This window comes from Pasteurella testudinis DSM 23072, assembly GCF_900176075.1.
Classification (GTDB): domain Bacteria; phylum Pseudomonadota; class Gammaproteobacteria; order Enterobacterales; family Pasteurellaceae; genus Chelonobacter; species Chelonobacter testudinis.
The window spans coordinates 1-25,320 of the sequence record NZ_FWWV01000022.1 but is presented as its reverse complement, the minus strand read 5'-3'; the positions used below and the strand labels follow the sequence as shown (position 1 = coordinate 25,320).

Genomic DNA, 25,320 nt, shown 5'->3' with positions numbered 1-25,320 from the left:
CTTATCGCAACATATTGGCGGCGAATCGGATTCAAATCAGTATGTCGAGAAAGGGCAACTGCTTGGACAATGGCGCGATGGAAAGTTTTTTCGGCAGGCTGAAAACAGAATGTTTTTATGTGCGACAGTTTGATACGGTTGATGAAATTGAACAGGCGGTTCATCAATATATTCAGTATTACAATGCAGAACGAATTCAAGTAAGATTAAAAGGATTAAGTCCGATACAATATCGAACCCAATTCTTTCATTAAACAGTCCAACTTTTGGGGGTCAGATCATGATTTAGGAGTTTAATATGGAAACCATGAAATATAAGGATTTTATTGACAGTGTCGAAATATCAATTTCCGACAATGTGTTACACGGTAAACTATTACATATCAATGGGCTAATCACATATGAAGCCGAAACACCGACAGCGCTTGAGACTGCTTTTCGAGAAGCCGTCGATGAATACTTAACCGATTGTAGAACACGCGGAATTAATCCGCAAAAAACCTGTTCCGGTAAATTTAATGTGCGAATCGATCCCGAAAAACACCGGATTATTTCTTCTATCGCTCAAAAACAACACACAACAATCAATGCGTTAACAAAAGAAGCGATTGATCTGGTTATCGAGAAATACAATCCTGTATTTGAAAAAACTCACCGACACACGCCTCCGCTCTAATCAATATCTAAGCAGTGCGGTTTGACACACAAACCGCACTTATGACATCGCAGTGACACCCAACTTTATTCGGCTGTTTTGTCTTTGATCACCGAGGTTGCGGCGTTGCGTGCAACTGAGGCGATACCTTTTTTGGCAACGGCTTCGGAGCTGTAGTATTGACTGCGCCCGATTTCTTGGTGATTTTTGGCTTTTAAAATGAAATACGGTTTGCCGTTTTTCGCCACCCGAATTTCATATGCCGTTTCGTCCGCCCCGTTTTTTTGCACCGACGCAATACCGTTTTCTGCGGCTGCGCGGGTTTTGTACAGCTCACTGGTTAAAATGACCTGACTGTTTGCTGCTTTTAAGTTAAACATAAACTGTCCGTCTTTTGCGACTTTTAATTCATACCAACCTTGTGCCATTGTTTACTCTCCTTCATTTAAAATGATTGAAAAAGACCAGAGCATATTTCGTTCTGCCAGTCATCACTAGCATAATTTTTTTTCAATTAATTTCAATGCTTTTCTAACAAAAAACCTGCGCTGATCACAAATGTTTCTTGCTGAAAGTGCGGTTCTTGCCTATTATGCCGTTCAATTTGAAATTTCCTCCCTCAACACAGCGAGATCATGATGAGTCAACAAACCTATATCACCGGTAAAGATGCGGCGTTGGAAGACAGTATCCAGCGTTTTCAGAGCAAATTGCAACAATTGGGCTTTAATATTGAAGAAAGCTCGTGGCTGAATCCGGTGCCGAATGTATGGTCGGTCCATATTCGGGATAAAGACTGCCCGCAATGTTTCACCAACGGCAAAGGCGCTAGCAAAAAAGCGGCGCTGGCTTCGGCATTGGGCGAATATTTCGAGCGGCTGTCAACCAACTATTTCTTTGCTGATTTTTTCTTGGGCAGTGACCTTGCCAACGGCGACTTTGTGCATTATCCGAGTGAAAAATGGTTTGCGATTGAAGATGAAAACCGTCTGCCAGACGGAATTTTAGATGACTACCTGCACCAATATTACAACCCGAATCAAGAGCTGACCGCACTTCAGTTGGTCGACTTGCAATCAAGCAATGCGGCGCGCGGCATCGTTTCCCTGCCGTATGTGCGCCAGCGTGATCAGCAAACGGTGTATATTCCGCAGGCGATTATCGCCAATCTGTATGTATCGAACGGCATGTCTGCCGGCAACAGTGAGAACGAAGCCCGTGTACAAGGCTTGTCGGAAGTGTTTGAACGTTATGTAAAAAACAAAATTATCAGCGAAGCGATCAGCCTGCCGGAAATTCCGGCGGACGTGATCGCCCGTTATCCGCATATTCAAGAGGCGATTGCCACGCTTGAAAAAGAGGGCTTCCCGATTCTGGCTTACGATGCCTCGCTCGGCGGACAATATCCGGTGATTGCGGTGATTTTGTTAAACCCGAACAACGGCACTTGCTTTGCTTCGTTCGGCGCCCACCCGAATTTCAAAGTGGCGCTGGAACGCACCGTCACCGAGTTGTTGCAGGGGCGCAGTTTGAAAGATCTGGACGTATTCACGCCGCCGTCGTTTGATAATGCCGATGTTGCCGAACACGCCAATCTGGAAACCCATTTTATCGACTCCAGCGGGTTGATTTCATGGGATCTGTTCAAACAACAAAGCGATTATGATTTTGTCGATTGGAATTTTTCCGGCACCACCGAGCAGGAATTTGCCAATTTAATGGCGATTTTCCATGCTGCGCAAAAAGAAGTTTATATTATGGACTACAATCATTTGGACGTTTATGCCTGCCGCATTATCGTGCCGGGTATGTCGGATATTTATCCAGCGGACGACCTGATTTATGCCAACAATAATATGGGCATGGAGTGGCGTGAAATACTGCTCGATCTACCGCACTTTCACCACGATCGCGAAACCTATTTGGAATTGCTGGCGGAGCTTGATGAACAAGGAATTGACGATTTCACCCGTGTGCGCGAATTTATCGGTATCGTTGCGCCGCCAAAATCCGGTTGGCAAACCTTACGGATCGGTGAGCTGAAAGCGATGCTATATCTTGCCTGCGGCGATTGGGAAAATGCCTTGGACTGGGCAAACTGGACGATGGACACCACCTCTTCGGTATTTAGCGCCGAGCGCAATAACTACTATCGCTGTCTGATTCAATCGCTAGAATTGCATTTGGACGACAGCCGCGAGCCGGCGCAATACCGCGCGGTGTTCAACCGTTTATACGGTGAAAGTGCGGTCAATGCCTGTTGGTCGGCGATCAACGGCGGCAACCCGTTCTATGATTTAATCGCGGGTGATGAGTCGTTGGCAATGTTTGACGCACACCAAAAATTGCTTGCCGCCTATCAAAAATTGCAACGTGCCAAAGCGTTAAAGTAGCAAAGTAAAGCAGCAAAGTGCGGTTTTATAACCATTAAATCGCACATTTACTGACAATAAATCGGGCGGATTTTGTTCCGCCTTGTCAGAAAGCCCTAGATTCAGTATCGATAGTGCCCGAGCATCTTGTATTTCAGCAAGATATCTTCTTCCTGCGTACCGAAACCAATATTGTGAATAATCAGCGGCACACCGCTGCGGCTCTTTTTATCCGACACAATGCCGATATGCGGCGCATTATTTGGCAAACGCCAAGTGACGATATCACCGGCAAGAAAGTCATCAATCTCGGTTAGCGACCGCACTTTGGCGTGGCGTTTAAAAAAGGTTTCCAGATTGGGTACGCGGCGGTGGTCGATATTGCGGTCGGTAGATTTCAGCCCCCAGATTTTAGGATACGCTTTCCACGCTTTTTTCATATCTTGATGTACTAATTGCTGCAAATCTCGGTTTTGATGACGCAAGGCGCGGATCACCACATCGGTGCAAACACCTTTATGCTGCTCAATATCGCCCATCGGATAAGCTAAACGCCGATAGCCGGAATCATAAAACAAGGTTACGCCGATCTGCTTTTTGGCATCATTGACCAACTGCCGACCGTCAATGCCGGTGATATTTGCATTTGCCGTAAGCAGCGGCGCAAAAATCATCAAGCTGAGCCATAGTGCGAAGCATTTTTTTATCATTGGCTGCGTTCCTATGTTTAAGGACTAAATATTTAGCGAACAAAAAACCCCTCGTGTTAGGCGAGAGGTTTTATAGATAACATGAAAATCGTGATTCGATTATTCAACTACCAAAGTACGGCAGGTGTTAGTGCCGCCTTCGGCCAGTTCATCACCTTGGGTCAACAGCACCAGATCACCGGAGACCAAATAGCCTTTTTCTTTCAACAATTCAATCGCGTTTTTCGCCCCTTCGACGGTACGGCTGGCTTCTTCGCAGTAAATCGGCGTTACCCCGCGATACAATGCCGCCAAGTTCAATGCTTGTTGATTACGCGACAGCGCGAAAATCGGCAAGCCGGAGCTGACACGCGACATTAAAAGTGCGGTACGGCCAGAGCTGGTCATGGCAATAATCGCACTCACGCCTTGCAAGTGGTTGGCGGCATACATCGCCGACATGGCAACGGACTCTTCAATGTTATTGAACACAGCGTCCATACGGTGGCGGGAAACGTTGATGCTCGGCATTTTTTCCGCACCCAAACACACTTTTGCCATTGACGCCACGGTTTCCGCCGGATACTGACCCGCCGCGGTTTCCGCCGACAACATCACGGCATCAGTGCCGTCCAATACCGCATTCGCCACGTCCATAACTTCCGCACGGGTCGGCATCGGGTTGCTGATCATCGATTCCATCATTTGCGTGGCGGTAATCACCACACGGTTCAATTTGCGCGAACGACGGATTAATTTTTTCTGTACGCCGACCAGTTCCGGATCGCCGATTTCCACACCCAAGTCACCACGGGCAACCATGATCACGTCGGAAGCCAAAATCACATCGTCCATCGCTTCGTCGGTTGCAACCGCTTCGGCACGTTCGACTTTGGCAACGATTTTGGCATTCAAACCGGCTTCGGTCGCCAATTGACGGGCATAATGCAAGTCGGCACCGTTACGCGGGAAAGACACCGCCAAGTAATCCACACCGATTTTTGCAGCGGTGATAATGTCCGCTTTGTCTTTCGGCGTTAATGCGTCGGCAGACAAACCGCCGCCCAATTTGTTGATCCCTTTGTTGTTCGACAACGGACCGCCAACAGTAACTTCGGTAAATACTTTGTTGCCTTCGGTCGATAACACTTTCAACTGCACACGACCGTCGTCTAATAACAGAATATCGCCCGGCACGACATCTTTCGGTAATTCTTTATAATCCAGACCGACACCGTCCTGATTACCTTCGCCTTTCGGCAAATCTGCGTCCAATACGAATTTATCGCCGATATTCAGGAAAATTTTTCCGTCTTTAAAGGTGGAAACACGAATTTTAGGCCCTTGCAAGTCACCCAGAATCGCAACTTGTTTGCCCAATTTTTTCGCAATCTCACGCACTTTATTTGCACGACCGATATGATCTTCAGGAGTACCGTGGGAGAAGTTCATACGAACCACGTTTGCACCGGCCGTAATAATTTTCTCCAAGTTGTTATCACGGTCAGTTGCCGGACCCATCGTACAAACAATTTTCGTTCTTCTCAGTCTTCTTGACATGAACATACCTCTAAAGTATTGGTTATTGATTACTAGAATTAATTCAGATTGACCGCAAAACCGCTGTCAATCGCAAAATTGGCTGTATTATACGCCGAAATTAAATTTAGATCGAGATCACAAACTGGAAATTTTTGTTTTGTTTGCCATTACAAACGGTTATCTTATAGGGCGAGGAATGTAATCAAATAACAATGTGGAGGTTATATGCGAATTTTTATTATGCGTCACGGCGAAGCCGAACTGGTCGCCAAAAGCGATGCGGAACGCAATCTCACCCTACACGGAATTCGACAGGCCGAGGAACAGGGTTCTTGGTTAAGTGAGGCCGCCAACCATATTGATAAAGTGATTGTCAGTCCTTACAACCGCGCCTTGCAAAGCTATGATCATCTCGCCGGCAACACCGATACTGCGCTACCGTCGGAAATTGAAACCTGGGAGGCAATCACCCCCTACGGCAACAGTACGATTGTAGTGGACTATCTGACCACGTTATGGAAAGAAGGCGTGAAAAATGTGTTAATCGTCTCCCATCTGCCATTTGTCGAAGATTTGGTGACCGCACTTTGCGAATCGCCGCAACAGGTCGGCTTCAGCACCGGCACGATTGCCGAAATAGAATGGGAGGGCGAAGAGGGCGAGTTTATTTGTAGTAATCGACCTGAGGTGTAATTTCTCTGTGTAAAACAGGTCGGAATAATTAAAGCCGGCCTGTTATGATTTTCACCTAAGTTCTCCTGTCGGATAGAGTCTGCGGCTATGAACAACGGTTCTAATATGTACTTCATTATTGACTATTTCATAAATAATCCGATAACCACGACAAAAGGTTTCCCGCGTGCCATCATCTCTCAACCGCCCAATTCCTAGCGGCATAAATGCAATAAGCTCGATTTTTTCGTGCAGATCCTCAAATAATTTAATCCCACTGATGACCGAATAAGTAAAGTCAATAATATTATCAACCAATTCATCAATATCGCGTTGAGCCTGTTCTGTAATAACCACCTTAACCATAGACATTAACCATAGGCAGTTTCACGTTCCGATTGCTCTAATATTTTTGCCTTACGTTCAATTAATAATTTTGTTTTCACCCTTGATTCCTCAAGTGAAAGAACACGTCCCTCGCAACTGTCTTCACGAGATTGCGCAATTTTTTTCGCCACAAATTCATCGTATCCTTTTTCTTTAAATAACATACTGTTTCCCTTTAATCCGCAATATTCAGGTAATAAAACTATACTCTGGCAGTAGATAAGAAGCAACCAAAATGCAAAAACCGCACTTTGAAAGTGCGGTTAGGTTCTGATAAAGATTAAAAGGCACGGTTTATATTATAACGACAGAAGCGAGTTTTATATCTGACCGAACCGCACTTTGCATTTTTCTTTTATTGATTAATGAGTTATATAGCACTTCGCAAACGGGCGGATAGTTAATCCGCGCCGACTTAGCCTCAGCAAACTCGGCAGCTATTAACCCAACAACAAACTGTCGTCGCTAATCTCTTCGCCGCGTGTTTTCTCAAACAGTTGCAACAAATCCGGCACGTCCATTTTATCGCGGATTTCGCCTTTAACGTCCAGCACCACTTGCCCCTGGTGCAACATCACCGTGCGTTCGCCGTGATCCAACGCTTGGCGCATGGAGTGTGTCACCATCATCACCGTCAACTTGTTTTCAGCCACGATTCTGTCGGTCAGTTCCATCACAAATGCCGCTGTTTTCGGATCGAGGGCGGCGGTATGTTCGTCTAACAATAGAATATTAGACGGCTGCAACGACGCCATCAACAGACTGACCGCCTGCCGTTGTCCGCCGGACAGCAGCCCCATGCGGTCGGTCAGCCGATCTTCCAAGCCCAGTTTCAACATCGCCAATTTTTCACGAAACAGATCACGCGCCGCTTTATTGGTAAAAAACGATAAACCGCGCTTTCTGCCGCGATTGTAAGCCAGCGCCATATTTTCTTCGATTGTCAGCCCTTCGCAAGTGCCCAACATCGGATCTTGGAACACGCGCGCGACCAAGGCGGCACGCTGCCAAGTGCCTTTGCGGGTAACGTCTTTGCCGTTCAGATACACTTTGCCCGAATCCACCGGATAATCACCGCAGATCGCATTCAGCAAGGTCGATTTTCCGGCGCCGTTACTGCCGATTACGGTGACAAATTCGCCGTCGGCAATATCCAACGATAAGCCGCGCAACACCGGATTTTCAATCGGCGTGCCGCGATTGAACGTTATTTTTAAATCATCTAATTTCATCATAAGCGTTACGACTTCTTGGCTAAAAATTTGCTTTTCATTTGCGGTGCAACCAACACCAACACCACCAAAATAGCGGTCACTAAATTCAGATCCTGCGCGCCGAATCCGATTTCACGCAGGGTGTCGCTGCTCAACGCCACCGCAATAAAGAAGCGATATAAAATCGAGCCGATAACCACCGCCAGCGTGATCACCAAAATGCGTTTCGACGGGATCAGGGTTTCGCCGATAATCACCGCCGCCAAACCGATCACAATCGTGCCCACGCCAATCGACATATCTGCGCCGCCTTGCGTTTGCACATACAACGAACCGCCCAGTGCAATCAGCGCATTGGAGATCGCCATACCCAAGAAAATCATTTTGCCGGTGGCAATGCCCTGCGCTTTTGCCATGCGTAAATTGGCGCCGGTGGCTCGCACCGCCAAACCGATTTCGGTATTGAAAAACCAGTCCAACAGCAGTTTTGCGGCAATCACAAAGCCCAGCACAAACAGCGGTTGGATATAGAGCTGGTTGCTGGCGTCCGCATTGATAAAAGGTTCGTAAATAGTCGGTTCGTTTAACAAGGATAAATTCGGCGATCCCATCACGCGCAAATTAACCGAATAGAGCGCAATCATCACCAAAATACTGGCGAGCAGTTGCAGAATTTTTAAGGAAACGTGCAGCCACGCAGTCACCAAACCGGCCAATGCACCGGCAATTGCGGCGGCAAAAGTGGCGATCCAAGGATCGACGCCGTTGACGATGCAGACCGCACACACCGCGCCCCCCAACGGAAAACTGCCGTCTGCGGTCAAATCGGGGAAGTCCAAAATACGAAAGGAAATCAGCACGCCTAACGCCACCAAGGCGTAGATCAAGCCGATTTCCAAAGCGCCTAAAAATAATACCGATGTCATAATAATGGTTCTTTAAAATAATGGTTATTTAAAATTGTGCTTAAAATAGGGTCTGTTGATATTTGTTTATATTTTGAGTTGTTATTTAAAATTATAAACAAATATCAACAGCCCCAAGAATAAGGCATAAATTGTAGCGCTATACTATCACAGCGATACAGATTTATGCCTATGCTGATTGACGCTAAATCGGCGACCGCCTAAAAAACCGCCATCTATTACTGAATTACTTCTTTTGCCGACTCAACCAACGTCTGCGGCACATGAATACCAAAGGCTTTGGCGGATTTCAGATTCAAATGCAAATCCAGTTTATCCATGGTTTTAACCGGAATATTGCCGGCTTTTTCGCCGTTCAAAATACTCGCCATCATCTTACCGGTCTCTTCACCCAAGACGTAATAATTATTTGACAACGCCGCAATCGCACCACGCGCCACCGTGCTGGTGTCCGAAGCCACGAGCGGAATATTGGAATCCAACGCCGCTTTATACAACGCTTCATAGGCGGAAACCACGTTGTTGTCGGTTGAGGTGTAAATCACATCGACTTTACCTTTCAGACTGCGTGCCGCAATGCCGATGTCGGTGGTGCGCGGAGCCGGCGCTTCGATCACCTCAAAGCCGTTCTCTTTTCCGGCTTGCTGTAACTGTTTTAATACAACCACCGAATTGACTTCGCCGGTGCTGTACACATAGCCGACTTTTTTCAGATTCGGGATCAACTGTTTGATCAAGTCGATTTGCGGCTGAATCGGCAAAGTGTCGGAAGCGCCGGTAACATTCGTGCCGGAAGCGCCCCAGTCTTTGACCAACTTCGCGGCTACCGGATCAGAAATTGCGGAAAACACCACCGGAATATGACGGGTTGCCGCCACCACCGATTGCGCGCTCGGTGTACCAATTGCCAAGATCACATCGGGTTTGTCGCCGACAAACTTACGCGCAATCTGAGCGGCGGTTGCGGTGTTGCCTTGCGCACTCTGAAAATCCACTTTCAGGTTTTTACCTGCTTCATAACCGGCTTTTTTCAATTCCGCCAGCGCGCCTTCACGCACTGCGTCCAGCGCCGGATGTTCGACAATGGCGGTAATTGCCACATGTTTCACCTCCGCCGCCAACGCACCGCTGCTGACTAAAACCGCACTTAATGCCGCCCACAAAGCTGTTTTGACTTTTTTCATTCTTGGCTCCTTCCTGTTATAAAAATCTTCACGATATTATGGTTGTTCTTGCCAGCTAAGATAATGAACTATTGTAATAAAATCAATACAACCGTAATAAAAATAAACCACCTGATTTGCTATAATGCCAAGCGGCTCACAAACCGAGCACAAAACAGCCCTGTTTTAGACGAAAAAAACCGCACTTTTCATAAAGTGCGGTTTGCCTGAGAAATGATTTTATTAGAGATAAATCAGCAAACAATCGGCAAACACTGCGCAAATAATGCGCAATAATCCCGGTTTAAATCGCCCAGCCGCCGGCGTAAAACACCACGAGAATCACGGCGATAATGATCGTGCCGATATTCAGCTTTTTAAACTCGCCGGAGACAATGCGGCCGATAACCAGTGCCGCAAAGCCCAGCATAATGCCGGTAACGATGTTGGCGGTTAATACGATAAACACCGCACAGATCAAACCGCTCATCGCGCCGACAAAGTCGTCAAAATCCAGTTTGCTGACATTGCTCAACATTAATAACCCGACATACATTAACGCCGGTGCGGTGGCGTAACTCGGCACCAAAAACGCCAACGGTTGCAAAAACAGCATAAACAGAAACAGCACGCCGACCACAATCGCGGTGATCCCGGTTTTGCCGCCTGCCGCCGTGCCTGCGGCGGATTCGATATACACCGCCGCCGGTGCAGTGCCGAATAAGCCCGACATCATGCTGCTGACCGAATCGGAAGTTAAGGCTTTGCCACCGTTGATAATCTGCCCGTCTTTATCCAATAAATTCGCCTGTCCGGCAACGGCGCGGATTGTACCTGTCGCATCGAAAATCGCAGTCATCACCAACGCGAATACTACCGGTAAAATCGCCGGTTGCAACGCACCCATAATGTCCAATTCAAAGGCTAGCGAATTTTCACCGAAGCTCGGCACTTTGACGATTTCACCGCCGAAGGTGACATTGGGATCGGCGATCAAACCGACAATAGTGATTGCCACAATCACCAATAAAATGCCGCCTTTTACTTGCAGGCGTTCCAAACCGATGATAAACGCCAAACCGATTAACGACATCATCACCGGAAACGAGGTGAATTCCCCCATCTTGACCGGCAGTCCGGCATTGTTACCAACCACCAAACCGACATTATTGGCGGCGATTAACAGTAAAAACAGCCCGATTCCGATACCGGCGCCGTGTGCAATGCTGCTCGGTAAGTTGCGCAAAATCCAAGTGCGGATTCCGGTGACGGAGATCAGCGTAAACGCCGCCCCCATTAAAAACACTGCACCCAACGCCACCGGAATGCTGACTTGTTGTCCGATCACCAAGCTATAGGCGGTAAATGCCGTCAACGAAATCGCACAACCGATTGCCATCGGCGCATTCGCCCAAAAACCGATTAAAATCGACCCCAGTCCTGCCACCAGACAAGTGGCGATAAACACCGACTCCGGCGGAAAACCGGCATCGCCCAGCATGCCCGGCACCACGATCACCGAATACACCATCGCCAAAAAGGTGGTCAGTCCGGCAATGATCTCTTGACGAAGATTGCTGCCTCTGGCACCAAGTTCAAAACGTTTTTCCAGCAATTCGTTTTGCCGGGAAGAGGAAGTTGTCATAGCAGTTGATTCCTAGATTAAAGGTTAAAAGAAAAGATGAAAAAAGAAAAAAAGTGCGGTTATTCTACCCGAGCCGGTGAAAACGATCCATTAGATCCAACGCGAAATCAAACGATAACCAAATAAAATTAAAATTTAACAACTAATCAATGAAATTCCACGCAAAACGTTTTACACTAAACAAAATGTTAATGAAATAAAGGAGAAAACCATGGCAATTTTAGTCACCGGCGGTGCAGGCTATATCGGTTCTCATACCGTTGTCGAATTACTGGAAGACAATCAAGAGGTGGTGATTTTAGACAATCTGTGCAATTCCTCGGAAAAATCATTACAGCGGGTTGAAACCATCACCGGTAAAAAACCGCACTTTTATCAAGGCGATATTTTAGATGCGGCCATGCTACAGCAGATTTTCAAACAGCATGACATTGACTCGGTGATTCACTTTGCCGGATTGAAAGCCGTCGGCGAAAGCGTGCAAAAACCGATTGAATACTATGAATGCAACGTGCAAGGCACGCTCAACTTGCTGCAAGAAATGCGCAAAGCCGGCGTGTTCAATATTGTCTTCAGCTCCTCCGCCACCGTGTACGGCGATCCGGAGATCATTCCGATCACCGAAAGCTGCAAGGTCGGCGGCACTACCAACCCTTACGGCACTTCAAAACTGATGGTCGAACAGATTCTGAGCGACACCGTGAAAACCGATCCGCGCTGGAGCATGATTATCCTGCGCTATTTCAATCCGGTCGGCGCGCACAAGAGCGGTTTGATCGGCGAAGATCCGAACGGCATTCCGAATAATTTACTGCCATATATCAGCCAAGTGGCGATCGGCAAACTTCAACAACTTTCTGTTTTCGGCAGCGATTACAACACCCCCGACGGCACCGGCGTGCGCGATTATATCCATGTGGTCGATTTGGCATTGGGGCATTTAAAAGCGCTTGCCAAGCACAAAAACGACAGCGGTTTGCATATCTATAATTTAGGCACCGGCATCGGCTATTCGGTGTTGGACATGGTGAAAGCCTTTGAACAAGCCAACGGTATCACCATTCCGTACAAACTGGTCGAACGCCGTCCGGGCGATATCGCCACTTGCTATTCCGATCCGAGTCTGGCGGCGCAAGCATTGGGCTGGAAAACCCAATATTCACTGGAGCAGATGATGCAGGATACTTGGAACTGGCAGAAAAATAACCCGAACGGTTACCGCGATTAACCGTTCCGTTCACGCACGAATGAACCGGCAAGACGCTTGCTCGGTTCATTTTTATTTTGAGACGTCATCATGTCAGAACAACAAAAAAGCCTGATTTCCCAAATTTTCACCCGCAAAATGCTGATTTGCATTTTTACCGGTTTTAGTTCCGGACTGCCGCTGTATATTTTAATTTCGCTGGTTCCGCTCTGGTTGCGTGCGCAGCAGGTTGATCTGGCGACCATCGGTTTCTTTGCCTTAACCGGTTTGCCGTACACTTGGAAATTTCTGTGGTCGCCGCTGTTGGATCGCTTTGTGCCGCCGTTCTTGGGGCGCCGCCGCGGTTGGATATTGATTTCCCAACTGTTCTTGTTGGTGTCACTGGCGCTGTTCGGCTTTCTCGATCCGCAAACCGACGGCGGACTCCGCCTGATTGCCGCTGCCGCAACCTTGGTCGCGTTCTTTTCCGCCACACAGGATATTGTGCTGGACGCTTACCGGCGTGAGATCCTAGACGATAAAGAACTGGGGTTAGGCAATTCGATTCACGTCAATGCCTATCGCATTGCCGGATTTATTCCGGGTTCTCTGTCGCTGATTTTGGCGGATTACCTGCCTTGGACTACGGTGTTTGTCATTACCGCACTTTTCATGTTGCCGGGGATTTTGATGACGCTGTTTTTGAGTTATGAGCCGAAGATTGATCTGACTTCAAACCGTACTTTAGCCGATACCGTGATCAAACCGTTTCAGGAGTTTTTCAGCCGCAAAGGGCTCTTGTCGGCACTGGGGATTTTAGGTTTTATCTTTTTATATAAATTGGGCGACAGCATGGCGACCGCACTAATCACGCCGTTTTATCTGGATATGGGCTTCAGCACCAGCCAAATCGGCATTGTGGTAAAAAACGCCTCGGTTTGGCCGATGCTGATCGCCGGCATTGTCGGCGGCATTATTATGTTGAAAATCGGCATCAACCGTGCGCTATGGCTGTTCGGTGTGGTGCAGATTGTGACCATTCTCGGCTTTGCTTGGTTGGCGTCTTACGGACATTTTGCAACCGTCACCACCAAAGCGTTGGTGATTCTTACGATCGTGGTTGCCGCCGAATATATCGGCATTGGTTTGGGAACCTCGGCGTTTGTCGCCTTTATGGCGCGCGAAACCAATCCGCTCTACACCGCCACCCAGCTGGCGTTGTTTACCAGTTTGGCAGCGCTGCCACGCACCTTGTTCAATTCGCAAGCCGGTGTGTTGATTGAATATTTCGGTTATTACGACTACTTCTGGTTCTGCTTCTTCCTCGCAATCCCCGGTATGCTGTGTCTTTATTGGGTTGCGCCTTGGAAAGAAAAAGGGAACAAGGTAGGGAATTAAAAAAACGATAAGATCACACTGACCGCACTTTACATCATGATACAAAGTGCGGTCAGACGCGTTAGAACTGATCCTTCGCCTGGCGCAGTCGGATAAATTCCTCCAACGTCTGAGCTTGTAAAAACGGATTAATCGTCCGTTCCAAGCCAAGCGTGGTCGGCAGGCTCGGTTTACCTTGCGCCCTTAAGGCTTCAACTTTTTCCAGCTGCCGTTCGACCGCACTTTTATCTGCAACAACGGTTAATGCGAAACGCAGATTACTCAAGGTATATTCATGGGCGGCACAAACGAGGGTGTCGTCAGCAAGGGCTTTTAAGCGTTGAATGCCGTCAAACATCGCCTGGTAATCGCCGGTAAACACCCGACCGCAACCGGCGGAAAAAAGACTATCGCCGCAAAAAAGATGATTGTTCACCACGAAACTGATGTGCTTGGCTGTGTGCCCTGCGGTTGGGATCACCTCGATCCGATAATTTCCGCAGGCAAACTCCCCCTGATTGACCACTTGCGTCGCAATCTTTGCCGTTTCGTCCGATCCGTAAACCGCCAAGTGCGGATAGCACCGTATTAATTCCGCCACGCCTCCGATATGATCGGCGTGTCCGTGGGTTAATAAAATCGCCGCCGGTATTAAATTATGCGCAGACAAATAATGCAAAACCGGCGCAGCTTCAGCTGGATCGATAATCAAAACCTTATGCTCATCGCTGTCGGCATACAGCCAAATATAGTTGTCATTTAGCGCCGGTAATGGTATTAACATAATATTCTCCGTAAAAACAAATCAGGTGACAAATTGATGAAGTGGCAGATAAAGTGGCATAAGTGGCGTGCGAAATCTCCCTATTCCCTGCAACTACCGACCTCTTGGCAGCAATTAAAACAAGGCCGGCGCTATTGTCAAGCCCTTGACGCCTATTTTGCCCCTTGGTTCGCCAAAGTGTACGGGCAACACATATTGAAAATCGGCGGTTTAAGTGCGGAATTAGACTGGAATACTCCGAATCAGCACGCTATTTTGCTGTATCCTGATTTTCCACTGGTAAATCTGCCTGAGCGCACTTTGAGCTGTAGTTCGCCGATACAGGCCTCGATCACCCATTTGCCGTTTTATGAAAAAGCGATTGATGCCTGCCTGCTCGCCAACACGCTTAATTTTTCCCAAGATCCGCACCAACTGCTGCGCGAAGTGACCAGAGTCTTGAACGATGACGGCTATCTATTTTTGTCATTGTTCAATCCCTGCAGCAGCCTGCTGTGGAAACGCCATCTGCAAAAGAAAAGCGCAGCTAAACAGCGCTGGCCGATGCGGAAATATCTGACTTGGCGAGTGATCGACTGGCTGGAATTGCTCGAATTTGAAATCATACACAGCGCCGATTTGCTAAAACCCGCCGCCTTACCGCACTTTTGCCACTTCGGTGGACAACTGGTGGTGATTGTGGCACGCAAACGCACCATTCCGTTGTCGCTCAATCCGCAAAAAGTGCGGTTTAAACATCCGATTTTTTCGCCTGCCAACGCCTTAACTACCCCTTTAACCAATACCGAAGCCAAAGTGCGGTCGGGCGATTAATCGGGCTGATAGCCCGAATCCTCTTGTGTCGGCGCTTCCGCCCCTTGTCGCGCCAGCTGATCGACCCGCTCGTTTTCAGCGTGTCCGGCGTGTCCTTTCACCCAGTGCCAATCGATTTGATGGCGCTGAATCGCTTGATCCAAGCGTCGCCACAAATCTTGGTTCTTGACCGGTTTTTTATTGCTGGTCAACCAGTTGTTGCGCTTCCAATTGTGAATCCACTGGTTGATACCGTTTTTCATATACTGACTGTCACTCGACAACGTCACCGCACAGCTTTCGTTCAAACTCTCCAGCGCTACGATCACTGCCAACAGCTCCATGCGGTTGTTGGTGGTTAAACGGTAGCCCTGCGAAACGGTTTTTTCGTGCTGTTTATAACGTAACAACACCCCGATTCCGCCCGGACCGGGGTTGCCCAGACAGGAACCGTCGGTGTATATTTCAATTTGCTTCATTTCTCGCCAGACTCTTTATAAAATTCACTTTAGTGCTAAAATCATAGCGTAATTTGCAAAAATTCCCTAATAACAAAAATAGTAATCGCATTTAGGAAAACCCATGACAACACAAACCACGCCTCAAATCACACCGCAACGCCAAGTCGTGCTGGATACCGAAACCACCGGTATGAATCAGTTCGGCGCACATTATGAAGGACATCGGATTATTGAAATCGGCGCGGTCGAGCTGGTAAACCGGCGTTTGACCGGCAGAACTTTTCACGTTTACATCAAGCCTGATCGACCGGTCGATCCCGATGCAATTAAGGTGCACGGCATCACCGATGAAATGCTGGCGGACAAACCGCACTTTGCTGAAATCGCCGACGAGTTCATCAATTTTATCCAAGGGGCGGAGCTGATTATCCACAATGCGCCCTTCGACGTCGGCTTTATGGATTATGAATTCGGCAAACTGAGCGCCACCAAGCATATCAAAACCGACAATATCAGTGTCGTCACCGACAGCTTGGCGATGGCACGCAAAATGTATCCGGGCAAACGCAACAATTTAGATGCGTTGTGCGATCGCTTAAATATCGACAACAGCAAGCGTACTTTGCACGGTGCGTTGCTCGATGCCGAGATTCTGGCGGACGTTTACCTGCAAATGACCGGCGGACAAGTCAGTTTGTTTGACGAAGAACAGCCGCATGACGATATGCCGACGGCGACAAACGCACAACATAACCTGCACAGCGCCGGTCTTGCGCAAAGCAACGCGGTGCAGCTGCGCACGATTTTGCCCGACGAAGAGGAAATGCAGGCGCATTTCGCCTATTTCGACTTACTGCAAAAGAAAAGCAAGGATAACTGCATTTGGCTGAAGCGGACGGAACCCGACTTGCCACAGTAAAACTGACGGCGCTAAAACAGGCAAAAAGTGCGGTTTTGCGCCGATTCGCTTATGGATTAAGCAATTAAAAACAGTTTTAAAAAAAAGGGTTGACTGCAACCGCATAGCCCTTTATTATTCGCCTCACCTAATCGCGGAGTGGTAGTTCAGCTGGTTAGAATACCTGCCTGTCACGCAGGGGGTCGCGGGTTCGAGTCCCGTCCATTCCGCCAACAAATTCAGAACGCATAGTTCGGACGAAAAAGTTAAAACTGTGCGTTTTTTATTGCCTCAAAAATTCACTTATTATTAAGTGCGGAGTGGTAGTTCAGCTGGTTAGAATACCTGCCTGTCACGCAGGGGGTCGCGGGTTCGAGTCCCGTCCATTCCGCCAATTTTTTCAGCCCGATATGCAAATATCGGGTTTTTTATTGCCCGTATCCGGCAAAATATTGCACGGCAAGATTAATTTACAACTTTCACTATTCGCCACCTTGAAAATTCGGTATCATCTTGCACCATCTACCCATCATGAATATGGCGATCAAGATCGTCAATCGAGGTTTTATATGACTCCTGTTGTTGCCCTGGTCGGGCGCCCTAATGTAGGCAAATCCACCCTGTTCAACCGCTTGACCCGCACCCGTGATGCACTGGTCGCCGATTTTCCGGGTTTGACCCGTGACCGCAAATACGGCCATGCGCATATTGCCGGCCATGATTTTATCGTGATCGACACCGGCGGGATCGACGGCACGGAAGAAGGCGTGGAAGAAAAAATGGCGGAGCAATCACTGCTGGCAATCGAAGAAGCCGATGTGGTGCTGTTTATGGTCGATGCCCGTGCCGGTTTAACGCCGCCGGATATCGGCATTGCCAATTATCTGCGCCAACGGGACAAAACCACCGTTGTAGTTGCCAACAAAACCGACGGCATTGACGCCGACGCCCACTGCGCCGAATTTTACCAATTGGGGCTGGGCGAAATCGCACAAATCGCCGCAGCACAGGGGCGCGGTGTCAACAACTTAATCGAAGAGGTGCTCGCGCCTTTTGCCGAACAGTTGCAGCAAAGCGAAGCGGACGGGCAAGATGCCGACGAGCAAAGTGCGGTTGCAGCCGATGAGTGGGATCACGATTTCGACTTTAACAATGAAGAAGATACCGCACTTTTGGATAAAGCGCTGGCAGAAGACGAAGAAGACACGGCAGAACAGCAAAAAAATATCAAAATCGCGATTGTCGGTCGCCCGAATGTCGGCAAATCCACCTTAACCAACCGTATTTTGGGCGAAGATCGGGTCGTGGTTTACGATTTGCCCGGCACCACGCGCGACAGTATCTATATTCCGATGGAGCGTGACGGACAGCAATACACCATTATCGACACCGCCGGCGTGCGCAAACGCGGCAAAGTCACGCTGGCGGTTGAAAAATTCTCGGTGATCAAAACCCTGCAAGCGATTCAAGACGCCAACGTGGTACTGCTCACCATTGATGCACGCGAAGGCATTTCCGATCAGGATCTGTCGCTGCTCGGCTTTATTTTGAACGCCGGACGGTCGCTGGTGATCGTGGTCAACAAATGGGACGGTTTGGATCAAGATGCCAAAGATCAGATTAAATCGGAACTGGATCGCCGTTTGGATTTCATTGATTTTGCACGCATTCATTTTATCTCCGCCTTGCACGGCAGCGGTGTCGGCAACCTGTTCGACTCGGTGCAGGAAGCCTACCAGTGCGCCACCAAGCGTTTCTCGACCTCAATGCTGACCCGAATCCTGCAAATGGCGACCGACGAACACCAGCCGCCGCTCGCTTCCGGCAGACGGATCAAGCTGAAATACGCCCATCCGGGCGGACACAATCCGCCGATTATCGTGATTCACGGCAATCAGTTGGACAAACTGGCGGATTCGTATAAACGCTATCTCTCCAATTACTATCGCCGCAGCCTGAAAATTATCGGCACGCCGATTCGGATTCAGTTCCAAGAGGGCAGCAATCCGTTCGCCGGACGGCGCAACAACCTGACGCCGAATCAGCTGCGCAAACGCAAACGCTTGATGAAGTTCATTAAAAAAGCGAAAAAATAAGGTACACTCGGATCCGCTCGGCGTTCATCTGCGAATAAAAATCCTCGGGCGGGTCCTCATTTCAATAGTGAGAACTCGCCCTAAACCTGCTGCAACAGCAGGTTTTTTAATGGCTAAAGCGCTGGTTTTTCATGCGAATAATCTCTATCATAATCCGATAACCAGGAAGGAAAAGTATGGAAAGCGGATTTATTGCCTCAATTTTATTTTCGATCAGCGTCACCTTGCCGAATATTTTGATGCTGCTGCTCGGTATTTATCTGAAAAAAACCGGTATGATCAACGATCATTTCAGCAATCAAGGCTCGAAACTGGTGTTCAATATCACCCTCCCTGCCCTGCTTTTTCTCAGTATCATCAAAAATCCGGCGGATTACGGCTCGCAGCTGACCGTGGTCAGTATCGGTATTTTGGGCAGTCTGGTGCTGTTTCTGCTGGCGGAGCTGTTTGCCGTCCGTTATGTGAAAGATAAAAAAGAGCGTGGCACGTTCGTGCAAGGGGTGTTCCGTGCCAACACCGGGATTATCGGTTTGTCGCTTTGTGCCAACGCCTACGGCTCTGCCGGTTTGGCGATTGCCTCGGTTTATACTGCGATTATTACCTTGCTGTTTAATGTATTGGCGGTGATCACCCTCAGCCGTTCCCTTGCCGAAGGCGGCAAAACCAATTTTTTCTATATGTTCAAGCAGATTGTTAAAAATCCGCTGATTCTTTCGATTATCGCTGCGTTATTATTCAGTCGCTTGGGATTCAACCTGCCGGATACCTTGCTCAGCACTGCCGACTATTTGGCGGACATGACCCTGCCGTTGGCGCTGTTGTGCGCCGGCGCCAGCCTGAATCTGCGTAATATGGACAGCTCCTCAAAAGTGGCGATTTGGTCAAGTGTCGGGCGTGTTCTGATTGCGCCGACGGTGATGGTATTGATTGCTCGTGCATTCGGCTTGCAAGGCATTGACTTGGGTGTGATTTTCTTGATGTCCGCCACACCGGCAGCCGCCGCCAGCTATGCGATGGTACGCAGCATGGGCGGCTACGCCAAAACCGCCGCCAATATTATCGGGCTGACGACCTTTGCCGCCATGTTCGGATCTTCAATCGGCATTGTGATCCTAAAACAGCTGAATTGGATGTAGCGCTTCACCGCAACCGCACTTTAGTTCCGCTAAAACCATCGCGAAAATCTGTCTCGCGAAAAGCAAAGTGCGGTTTTCCGCCGTTATAATTCAAACCGCAAGCGATAACGGTACTCCCGTTGCCGCAATTGGTATGACGCATGCACGCTCGGTGTCCACGAATCATCGCCGCCGATGCCCATATGGAAACCGTCGATACGCACATACACACACGGATCCGCCGCCAAATCACAAGTATGGCGAGCTTGGGCTAACGTCTGCTGACTAAAACGGCTGACCGCAAAATGGAACTGTCCGCGCACGTTCAATTCGCCGATTTTTAATTCGCGCACATCGCAGCGCAGGCCGTTTTCGCTTGGGAAAATGTAGTTGGTGTGCAGCTCAAACTGCGGCAAATCATACTGCCCGATGTGGGCGGAATCTTTGCGATCAGGGTAATTTTCATGCGGTCCGCGCCCGAACCATTTGACCCGACTGTCGCTATTGACCAACGCCAGCTCCAGCCCGACGCGCGGCAACGACGGCAATCCTGCCGCCGCCTCGACTTGAATATCCAAATCCAATGTGCCGCTGTTATCGATCTGATAGAGCCACTGGCTTTTTAGCAATAAATTTTGTTGCTGATAATAGCCGTGCGTCACCCGAATTTGCAGCCGATCGGCTAACGGCTCCACGCTGAACCCCAAACATTTTTCCGCCAGACTCCATAACCCGGACTGCTGCCAACGGCTGATCCACGCATTCGGATCGACATGTTGCGCCTCGCTCGTGCCAATATCGTTATCCAACGGCGCACGGTAAAAATTATTACGAAGCGGCTGAGCCAACTGCTCGACGCCATTTTTTAGCCAACTGCTAAGCAGACCGCACTTTTTATCAAAGGTTAATTGGAAATGCGCCCCCAGCACTTTGATTTGCTCCGCTTGCTTACGAAAGTGCGGTGCACCGGCAAAATGCAAGTGCGGTTCGCTCAAGACGATAATATCCGGCAATTCAAACTGCGCTTTCGCCACGCTGAAACCGTTTTCCGCCCAAGGTTGCGTTTGATTTAAAAGCACTTCGGCATCAATCAGATACAAGGTGTCCGGCAACAAATGGATATCCAACGGAATCTGAATCGTCTGGCTGCCCTGCGGCGGCAGATTCAAACCGCTGTAATTAAAGCGAATCGGGAAGCCGTTGGCGCTCAGTTTCCAGTGCAGGAAACAGTCTTTCACGGTTTTGAACAGATATTCGCTGGTGACGGTCAGGGCGTACCCCTGCGCTGTTTTTTGCAGTTCAAATTGGAAAAACTGCTGCGCTTTTTTCGCTTCTAAAATGGCTGGGTGCAAAGTGCGGTCAGGGAACACCAGACCGTTAATACAAAACTGGCGATCGTTGATGTTATCGCCAAAATCGCCGCCGTATGCCCAATACGGATTGCCGTCCTGATCGTATTTGGTCAAGCCTTGGTCGACCCAATCCCAAATAAAGCCGCCCTGCAAACGCGGATATTGGCGGAATGCCTGCCAATATTGGCTGAAATTTCCCAAACTGTTGCCCATCGCATGGGCATATTCGCACAAAATCAACGGGCGGTTTTCGTCAGGCATGGAAATGGCTTTTTTAATCGCCCATTTATTGACTGCTTCCGCCGCAAAGTATTGATCCTGCTCCACGCGTGAATACATCGGGCAGATAATATCGGTCGCCGCCGTTGCCGCACCGCCGCCCTCATATTGCACCGGACGGCTCGGATCACGCCGTTTCAGCCATTGGTACATCGCATGGTGATTGTTGCCGATGCCCGATTCGTTGCCCAGCGACCAGATAATAATACTGGCGTGGTTTTTGTCGCGCTCAACCATGCGCACCACCCGTTCCAGATAGGCGTTCAACCAGCTTGGATCGTCCGATAAGCGTCGCATCGGAAACTGACCGTGCGTTTCCAGATTGGTTTCGTCCACCACATACAGCCCGTATTGATCGCACAATTCGTACCACAGTGGGCTGTTCGGATAGTGGGCGCAGCGCACCGCATTAAAGTTATGCTGTTTCATCAGGATAATATCCTGCAACATATCTTCACGGGTTACGGCGTGTCCGCGTTCGGGGTGATGTTCGTGGCGGTTCACGCCGCGAATCAACAACGGTTTGCCATTTAACAACAGCTGCCCGCGTTTGATTTCCACTTTGCGGAAACCGATATCATAGGCTTCGCAATCCAGCAGTTCGCCGTGTTGATCAAGCAAACTGACCACGCCGCGATACAAGTGCGGTATTTCCGCCGACCAGCTTTGCACCTGTGCAACCGTCGCCTGCTGCTGAATACGATCAAAATATTGCCCTTTTTCATCAATAGCGGCTTGCTGATCGACACCATCGGTCATATCAAGCAGACAGTGTTCGCCGTCAAACAGTTGCAACCGCACTTTGGCATTTTCGTGATTGCGGTTAAAGCGTGTTTTCACCGTCAGCAATCCGTTTTGGTAAATCGCGTCCAAATCCGCCTGAATCTCCACATCGGCAATGTGAAAGTGCGGTTTGCTCAACAAGGTCACGTCACGGAAAACACCGCTCAGCCACCACATGTCCTGATCTTCCAGATAAGCGCCGTCACTCCAGCGCAGCACCATCAGCGCCAGCTGGTTTTCACCGGTTTGCAGGTAGTCGCTTAAATCAAATTCCGCCGCCACTCGGCTGTCTTGCGCATAACCGACCCAGCGCCCGTTGCACCACAAATGAAAAGCGCTGTTGACACCGTCAAAATGAATCCGCACTTGGCGCTGTTGCCACGTTTCGGTCAAGACAAACGAAGTGCGGTAACAGCCGGTCGGATTCTGCTGCGGCACATAAGGCGGATTGTCGGCAAACGGATATTGAACATTGGTATAAATCGGATTGTCCGCTACCTCCGCTTGCAACTGCCAATTGGACGGCACGGCAATCGTCAGCCAGTTTGCCGCGTTAAAGTGCGGTTGCATAAAATCCGGCGGCACGTCTTCCGGCTTGGCAAACAACTGAAATTGCCACTGCCCGTTCAAGGATTGTTGATTCGGCGACGGCATTTTGCCGACCGCACTTTGCACATCGGGATAGGCATGCAATGGCGAATGCGCCGCCATTCTCGACAACGATGACGTCACCCGCTGGTTTTCCCACTCTCTGGCATTCAGAATTTCGCTAAATTGGCGCATAACCACACTCTCTAGGCTGTGTTTTAGGTCGTTTATTGATAAAAAAGGCAACGAAAACTCGTTGCCCGACAAAATGGTAAAGTGAAATTAAGCTTCTTTGGCTTTTAATAAGCCGGAAGAGCCTTTGGAATAATCTTTCGGCTGGGCTTTTTCATCAGCGGCTTCCTGCACACCGTCTTGATTTGCCACTGCTTCCGTGCTTTTCTCCAACAGCGAGTCCGGCTCGAAAATCGCTTTTGCCGTCGTTTCCGGCAACAGTGCCACCGAACTCTTTGCCAAATGTTTATACAAGCGCTGGTAATCTTGCGCCAGCGATTTCAACAGATCCGCACTTTCGGCGAAATGCTCTTCGATCTTGGCTTTCTGCTCTTCAACCTCGGTTTTCACCTGCTTTAATTCGGATTCGGTTTTCAACTGTTTTTTCACGTTGCCGCTGGTTACTCTGATTAAAAGATAAGCCAAAATAAACCCGATAACGACCCCGATTGCGCCTACCAACCAAGGATTGTTTGCCACTGCTGCCGTTTCCATACTCTCCCCCTTAAAAATATAACTGTTTTATAACTATTTATCGGCGTAATTCGTTGAAATTATAATACCTAATCCGCTTAACGCTAAGCACAAAATCGCATTTTTTTGAACTGAGCGGTTTTTTTAAAAGAATGATTGGCATTTTGTGTTTATTTTCCGTATAATCTTGCGACCCTGTATTGCGACTGGTATTCCCGCCGGCGTAAATTTAATTGAGTTCTCACTCGAAGGGGTGCAGCAATCAATTTGAGGTGTGTCTAATTTTAGGCACAGGGTTTAAAATTTTTATTTTGGTAATCATTTAATGAAAACTTTTGTAGCAAAACCGGAAACTGTAAAACGTGACTGGTATGTAGTTGACGCGACCGGTAAAACTTTAGGTCGTTTGGCTACTGAAATCGCAAGTCGCTTACGCGGTAAACACAAAGCCGAGTACACTCCACATGTAGATACCGGTGATTACATCATCGTGATTAACGCTGAGAAAGTTGCCGTAACCGGTAAAAAACAAAGCGATAAAATCTACTACTGGCACACAGGCCACATCGGTGGAATCAAGCAAGCGACTTTCGCAGAGATGATCGAACGTCGTCCTGAAAGCGTGATTGAAATTGCGGTTAAAGGTATGTTGCCTAAAGGTCCTTTAGGCCGTGCCATGTATCGTAAATTGAAAGTGTATGCAGGTGCGGAACACAGCCACACTGCACAACAACCACAAGTTTTAGACATTTAATCACGGGATCAAGACTATGGCAGAGAATCAAAACTACGGCACAGGCCGCCGCAAAAGCTCTTCAGCCCGTGTGTTTATTAAACCGGGCAGTGGTAAAATCACTATCAACCAACGTGAATTAGACGTATATTTCGGTCGCGAAACCTCTCGTATGATCGTACGTCAACCTTTGGAGTTAGTGGAATTAACGGAAAAATTGGATCTATACATCACTGTTAAAGGTGGTGGTATTTCCGGTCAGGCTGGTGCGATCCGTCACGGTATCACACGCGCACTGATGGAATACGATGAAACCTTACGTCCTGCACTGCGTGCAGCCGGCTTCGTTACTCGCGATGCCCGTAAAGTTGAGCGTAAAAAAGTGGGTCTGCGCAAAGCACGTCGTCGCCCGCAGTTCTCCAAGCGTTAAGTGCGACAATGTCGCGCTTATGGTGTGCAAGTTATTGTTTTACAAAGAGTTTTTCAATTTCTTGCACGCAGTTGCAAACCTTTTATACGAGGTTTGCAACAACTTTTCAAGTACCCCTCGGGGGTACTTGGGAAGCCAGACAAAGAAACGAGGCGTTGCCTAAGATCTTTGTTCTAAGTTGGATTAGTAAATAAACCAATTTATGTGTAACTAAGGTATGATCTTCACTTTGATGTAGTCCTGAATAGTTCAAGATATTCAAGGTTAAGTTAAGAAAAGCAAGATCCGGTTATGGACCTACCCATGGTTCNCTGTCATAAATCCATATTTACCTCCTACTATAAATAAAGTCCCAGAGATCTCCGAGCATTCTGAAACGGAATCTGTAATGAAGTTTGGTAAACCTCATTATTGGAATGTTTACTATAAACCTCGCCGAAGTTATATTCGGTCTTATTATTTTACACAGCAAGCTA

General features: G+C 48.5%; 25 protein-coding genes and 2 tRNA genes. 14 read left to right on the top strand and 13 right to left on the bottom strand.

Translation table 11 applies throughout. The features are described from left to right. Together B8880_RS08670 and B8880_RS08665 are read left to right on the top strand one after the other, a co-directional pair. On the top strand, positions 1-254 hold a 254-nt coding region (locus B8880_RS08670; protein WP_143933422.1), incomplete at its 5' end, for an IS3 family transposase. 44 nt (positions 255-298) lie between these two features. Then, positions 299-676: a type II toxin-antitoxin system HicB family antitoxin gene (locus tag B8880_RS08665; protein WP_084257224.1), complete on the top strand. Its 378-nt coding sequence runs from the start codon at positions 299-301 to the stop codon at positions 674-676. Between the two features lie 65 nt (positions 677-741). On the opposite strand, the gene B8880_RS08660 is transcribed toward B8880_RS08665, so the two are convergent. Further along, the gene (locus B8880_RS08660; RefSeq protein ID WP_084257223.1) at positions 742-1,083 is read right to left on the bottom strand and encodes a YegP family protein; all 342 of its coding nucleotides are present in this window, start codon (positions 1,081-1,083) and stop codon (positions 742-744) included. 210 nt (positions 1,084-1,293) lie between these two features. Here B8880_RS08660 and ycaO point away from each other — a divergent pair, with 210 nt between their 5' ends. After that, positions 1,294-3,048: a 30S ribosomal protein S12 methylthiotransferase accessory factor YcaO gene (ycaO, locus tag B8880_RS08655; RefSeq protein ID WP_084257222.1), complete on the top strand. Its 1,755-nt coding sequence runs from the start codon at positions 1,294-1,296 to the stop codon at positions 3,046-3,048. A 101-nt stretch (positions 3,049-3,149) separates the two neighbouring features. Here ycaO and B8880_RS08650 read toward each other — a convergent pair whose 3' ends face one another. Then, the gene (locus B8880_RS08650) at positions 3,150-3,701 is read right to left on the bottom strand and encodes a DUF1287 domain-containing protein (RefSeq protein WP_208610902.1); all 552 of its coding nucleotides are present in this window, start codon (positions 3,699-3,701) and stop codon (positions 3,150-3,152) included. Between the two features lie 135 nt (positions 3,702-3,836). Beyond that, entirely contained in the window at positions 3,837-5,276 is a 1,440-nt protein-coding gene (gene pyk / locus B8880_RS08645) for a pyruvate kinase (RefSeq protein WP_084257220.1), read from the bottom strand. 207 nt (positions 5,277-5,483) lie between these two features. Between pyk and sixA the strand changes: the two genes are divergently transcribed. Then, a complete protein-coding gene (gene sixA / locus B8880_RS08640; protein ID WP_084257219.1) occupies positions 5,484-5,951 on the top strand; it encodes a phosphohistidine phosphatase SixA in 468 nt (155 codons plus the stop codon). Positions 5,952-6,002: 51 nt separating this feature from the next. On the opposite strand, the gene B8880_RS08635 is transcribed toward sixA, so the two are convergent. The 6 genes from B8880_RS08635 to B8880_RS08610 form a co-directional block, all read right to left on the bottom strand. Then, on the bottom strand, positions 6,003-6,296 hold the full coding sequence (locus B8880_RS08635; protein WP_084257225.1) for a type II toxin-antitoxin system RelE/ParE family toxin: 294 nt from the start codon (positions 6,294-6,296) through the stop codon (positions 6,003-6,005). Between the two features lie 5 nt (positions 6,297-6,301). Continuing rightward, entirely contained in the window at positions 6,302-6,481 is a 180-nt protein-coding gene (locus B8880_RS08630; RefSeq protein WP_084257218.1) for a hypothetical protein, read from the bottom strand. A gap of 276 nt (positions 6,482-6,757) precedes the next feature. Continuing rightward, positions 6,758-7,552: an ABC transporter ATP-binding protein gene (locus tag B8880_RS08625; protein WP_084257217.1), complete on the bottom strand. Its 795-nt coding sequence runs from the start codon at positions 7,550-7,552 to the stop codon at positions 6,758-6,760. A gap of 5 nt (positions 7,553-7,557) precedes the next feature. Further along, on the bottom strand, positions 7,558-8,457 hold the full coding sequence (locus B8880_RS08620) for an ABC transporter permease (RefSeq protein WP_084257216.1): 900 nt from the start codon (positions 8,455-8,457) through the stop codon (positions 7,558-7,560). 218 nt (positions 8,458-8,675) lie between these two features. Next, a complete protein-coding gene (locus B8880_RS08615; protein WP_084257215.1) occupies positions 8,676-9,641 on the bottom strand; it encodes an ABC transporter substrate-binding protein in 966 nt (321 codons plus the stop codon). A 283-nt stretch (positions 9,642-9,924) separates the two neighbouring features. Continuing rightward, a complete protein-coding gene (locus B8880_RS08610) occupies positions 9,925-11,265 on the bottom strand; it encodes an NCS2 family permease (protein WP_084257214.1) in 1,341 nt (446 codons plus the stop codon). Between the two features lie 211 nt (positions 11,266-11,476). Between B8880_RS08610 and galE the strand changes: the two genes are divergently transcribed. Together galE and B8880_RS08600 are read left to right on the top strand one after the other, a co-directional pair. Next, positions 11,477-12,493 (top strand): UDP-glucose 4-epimerase GalE, encoded by a 1,017-nt coding sequence (galE, locus tag B8880_RS08605; RefSeq protein WP_084257213.1) that lies wholly within the window; start codon positions 11,477-11,479, stop codon positions 12,491-12,493. Positions 12,494-12,562: 69 nt separating this feature from the next. Next, on the top strand, positions 12,563-13,849 hold the full coding sequence (locus tag B8880_RS08600; RefSeq protein ID WP_084257212.1) for an AmpG family muropeptide MFS transporter: 1,287 nt from the start codon (positions 12,563-12,565) through the stop codon (positions 13,847-13,849). A gap of 61 nt (positions 13,850-13,910) precedes the next feature. Here the strand turns inward: B8880_RS08600 and gloB are convergent, their stop codons facing one another. After that, positions 13,911-14,612, bottom strand: a complete 702-nt coding sequence (gene gloB / locus B8880_RS08595; RefSeq protein ID WP_084257211.1) for a hydroxyacylglutathione hydrolase — start codon at positions 14,610-14,612, stop codon at positions 13,911-13,913. A 36-nt stretch (positions 14,613-14,648) separates the two neighbouring features. Here gloB and B8880_RS08590 point away from each other — a divergent pair, with 36 nt between their 5' ends. Further along, a complete protein-coding gene (locus B8880_RS08590; RefSeq protein WP_084257210.1) occupies positions 14,649-15,425 on the top strand; it encodes a class I SAM-dependent methyltransferase in 777 nt (258 codons plus the stop codon). On the opposite strand, the gene rnhA is transcribed toward B8880_RS08590, so the two are convergent. Continuing rightward, on the bottom strand, positions 15,422-15,883 hold the full coding sequence (gene rnhA, locus B8880_RS08585; protein WP_084257209.1) for a ribonuclease HI: 462 nt from the start codon (positions 15,881-15,883) through the stop codon (positions 15,422-15,424). The two genes, B8880_RS08590 and rnhA, sit on opposite strands and share 4 nt — an antisense overlap. Positions 15,884-15,986: 103 nt before the next feature. On the opposite strand from rnhA, the gene dnaQ reads away from it, so the two are divergent. The 5 genes from dnaQ to B8880_RS08560 all read left to right on the top strand — a co-directional run bounded on the left by dnaQ (position 15,987) and on the right by B8880_RS08560 (position 19,995). Continuing rightward, positions 15,987-16,784: a DNA polymerase III subunit epsilon gene (dnaQ, locus tag B8880_RS08580; RefSeq protein WP_084257208.1), complete on the top strand. Its 798-nt coding sequence runs from the start codon at positions 15,987-15,989 to the stop codon at positions 16,782-16,784. A gap of 135 nt (positions 16,785-16,919) precedes the next feature. Beyond that, positions 16,920-16,996, top strand: a tRNA-Asp gene (locus B8880_RS08575). An 84-nt stretch (positions 16,997-17,080) separates the two neighbouring features. Then, a tRNA-Asp gene (locus tag B8880_RS08570) sits at positions 17,081-17,157 on the top strand. A gap of 175 nt (positions 17,158-17,332) precedes the next feature. Continuing rightward, positions 17,333-18,859, top strand: coding sequence for a ribosome biogenesis GTPase Der (gene der / locus B8880_RS08565; RefSeq protein WP_159460742.1), 1,527 nt, complete (start codon positions 17,333-17,335; stop codon positions 18,857-18,859). 176 nt (positions 18,860-19,035) lie between these two features. Next, a complete protein-coding gene (locus tag B8880_RS08560; protein WP_084257206.1) occupies positions 19,036-19,995 on the top strand; it encodes an AEC family transporter in 960 nt (319 codons plus the stop codon). Between the two features lie 83 nt (positions 19,996-20,078). On the opposite strand, the gene B8880_RS08555 is transcribed toward B8880_RS08560, so the two are convergent. After that, on the bottom strand, positions 20,079-23,171 hold the full coding sequence (locus B8880_RS08555) for a beta-galactosidase (RefSeq protein WP_084257205.1): 3,093 nt from the start codon (positions 23,169-23,171) through the stop codon (positions 20,079-20,081). A gap of 87 nt (positions 23,172-23,258) precedes the next feature. Continuing rightward, a complete protein-coding gene (locus tag B8880_RS08550) occupies positions 23,259-23,702 on the bottom strand; it encodes a Z-ring associated ZapG family protein (RefSeq protein ID WP_084257204.1) in 444 nt (147 codons plus the stop codon). 304 nt (positions 23,703-24,006) lie between these two features. On the opposite strand from B8880_RS08550, the gene rplM reads away from it, so the two are divergent. Beyond that, complete coding sequence (gene rplM, locus B8880_RS08545; protein WP_084257203.1) at positions 24,007-24,435, top strand: 50S ribosomal protein L13; 429 nt, start codon at positions 24,007-24,009, stop codon at positions 24,433-24,435. A gap of 16 nt (positions 24,436-24,451) precedes the next feature. Then, a complete protein-coding gene (gene rpsI / locus B8880_RS08540) occupies positions 24,452-24,844 on the top strand; it encodes a 30S ribosomal protein S9 (RefSeq protein WP_084257202.1) in 393 nt (130 codons plus the stop codon). Positions 24,845-25,320: the final 476 nt, after the last annotated feature.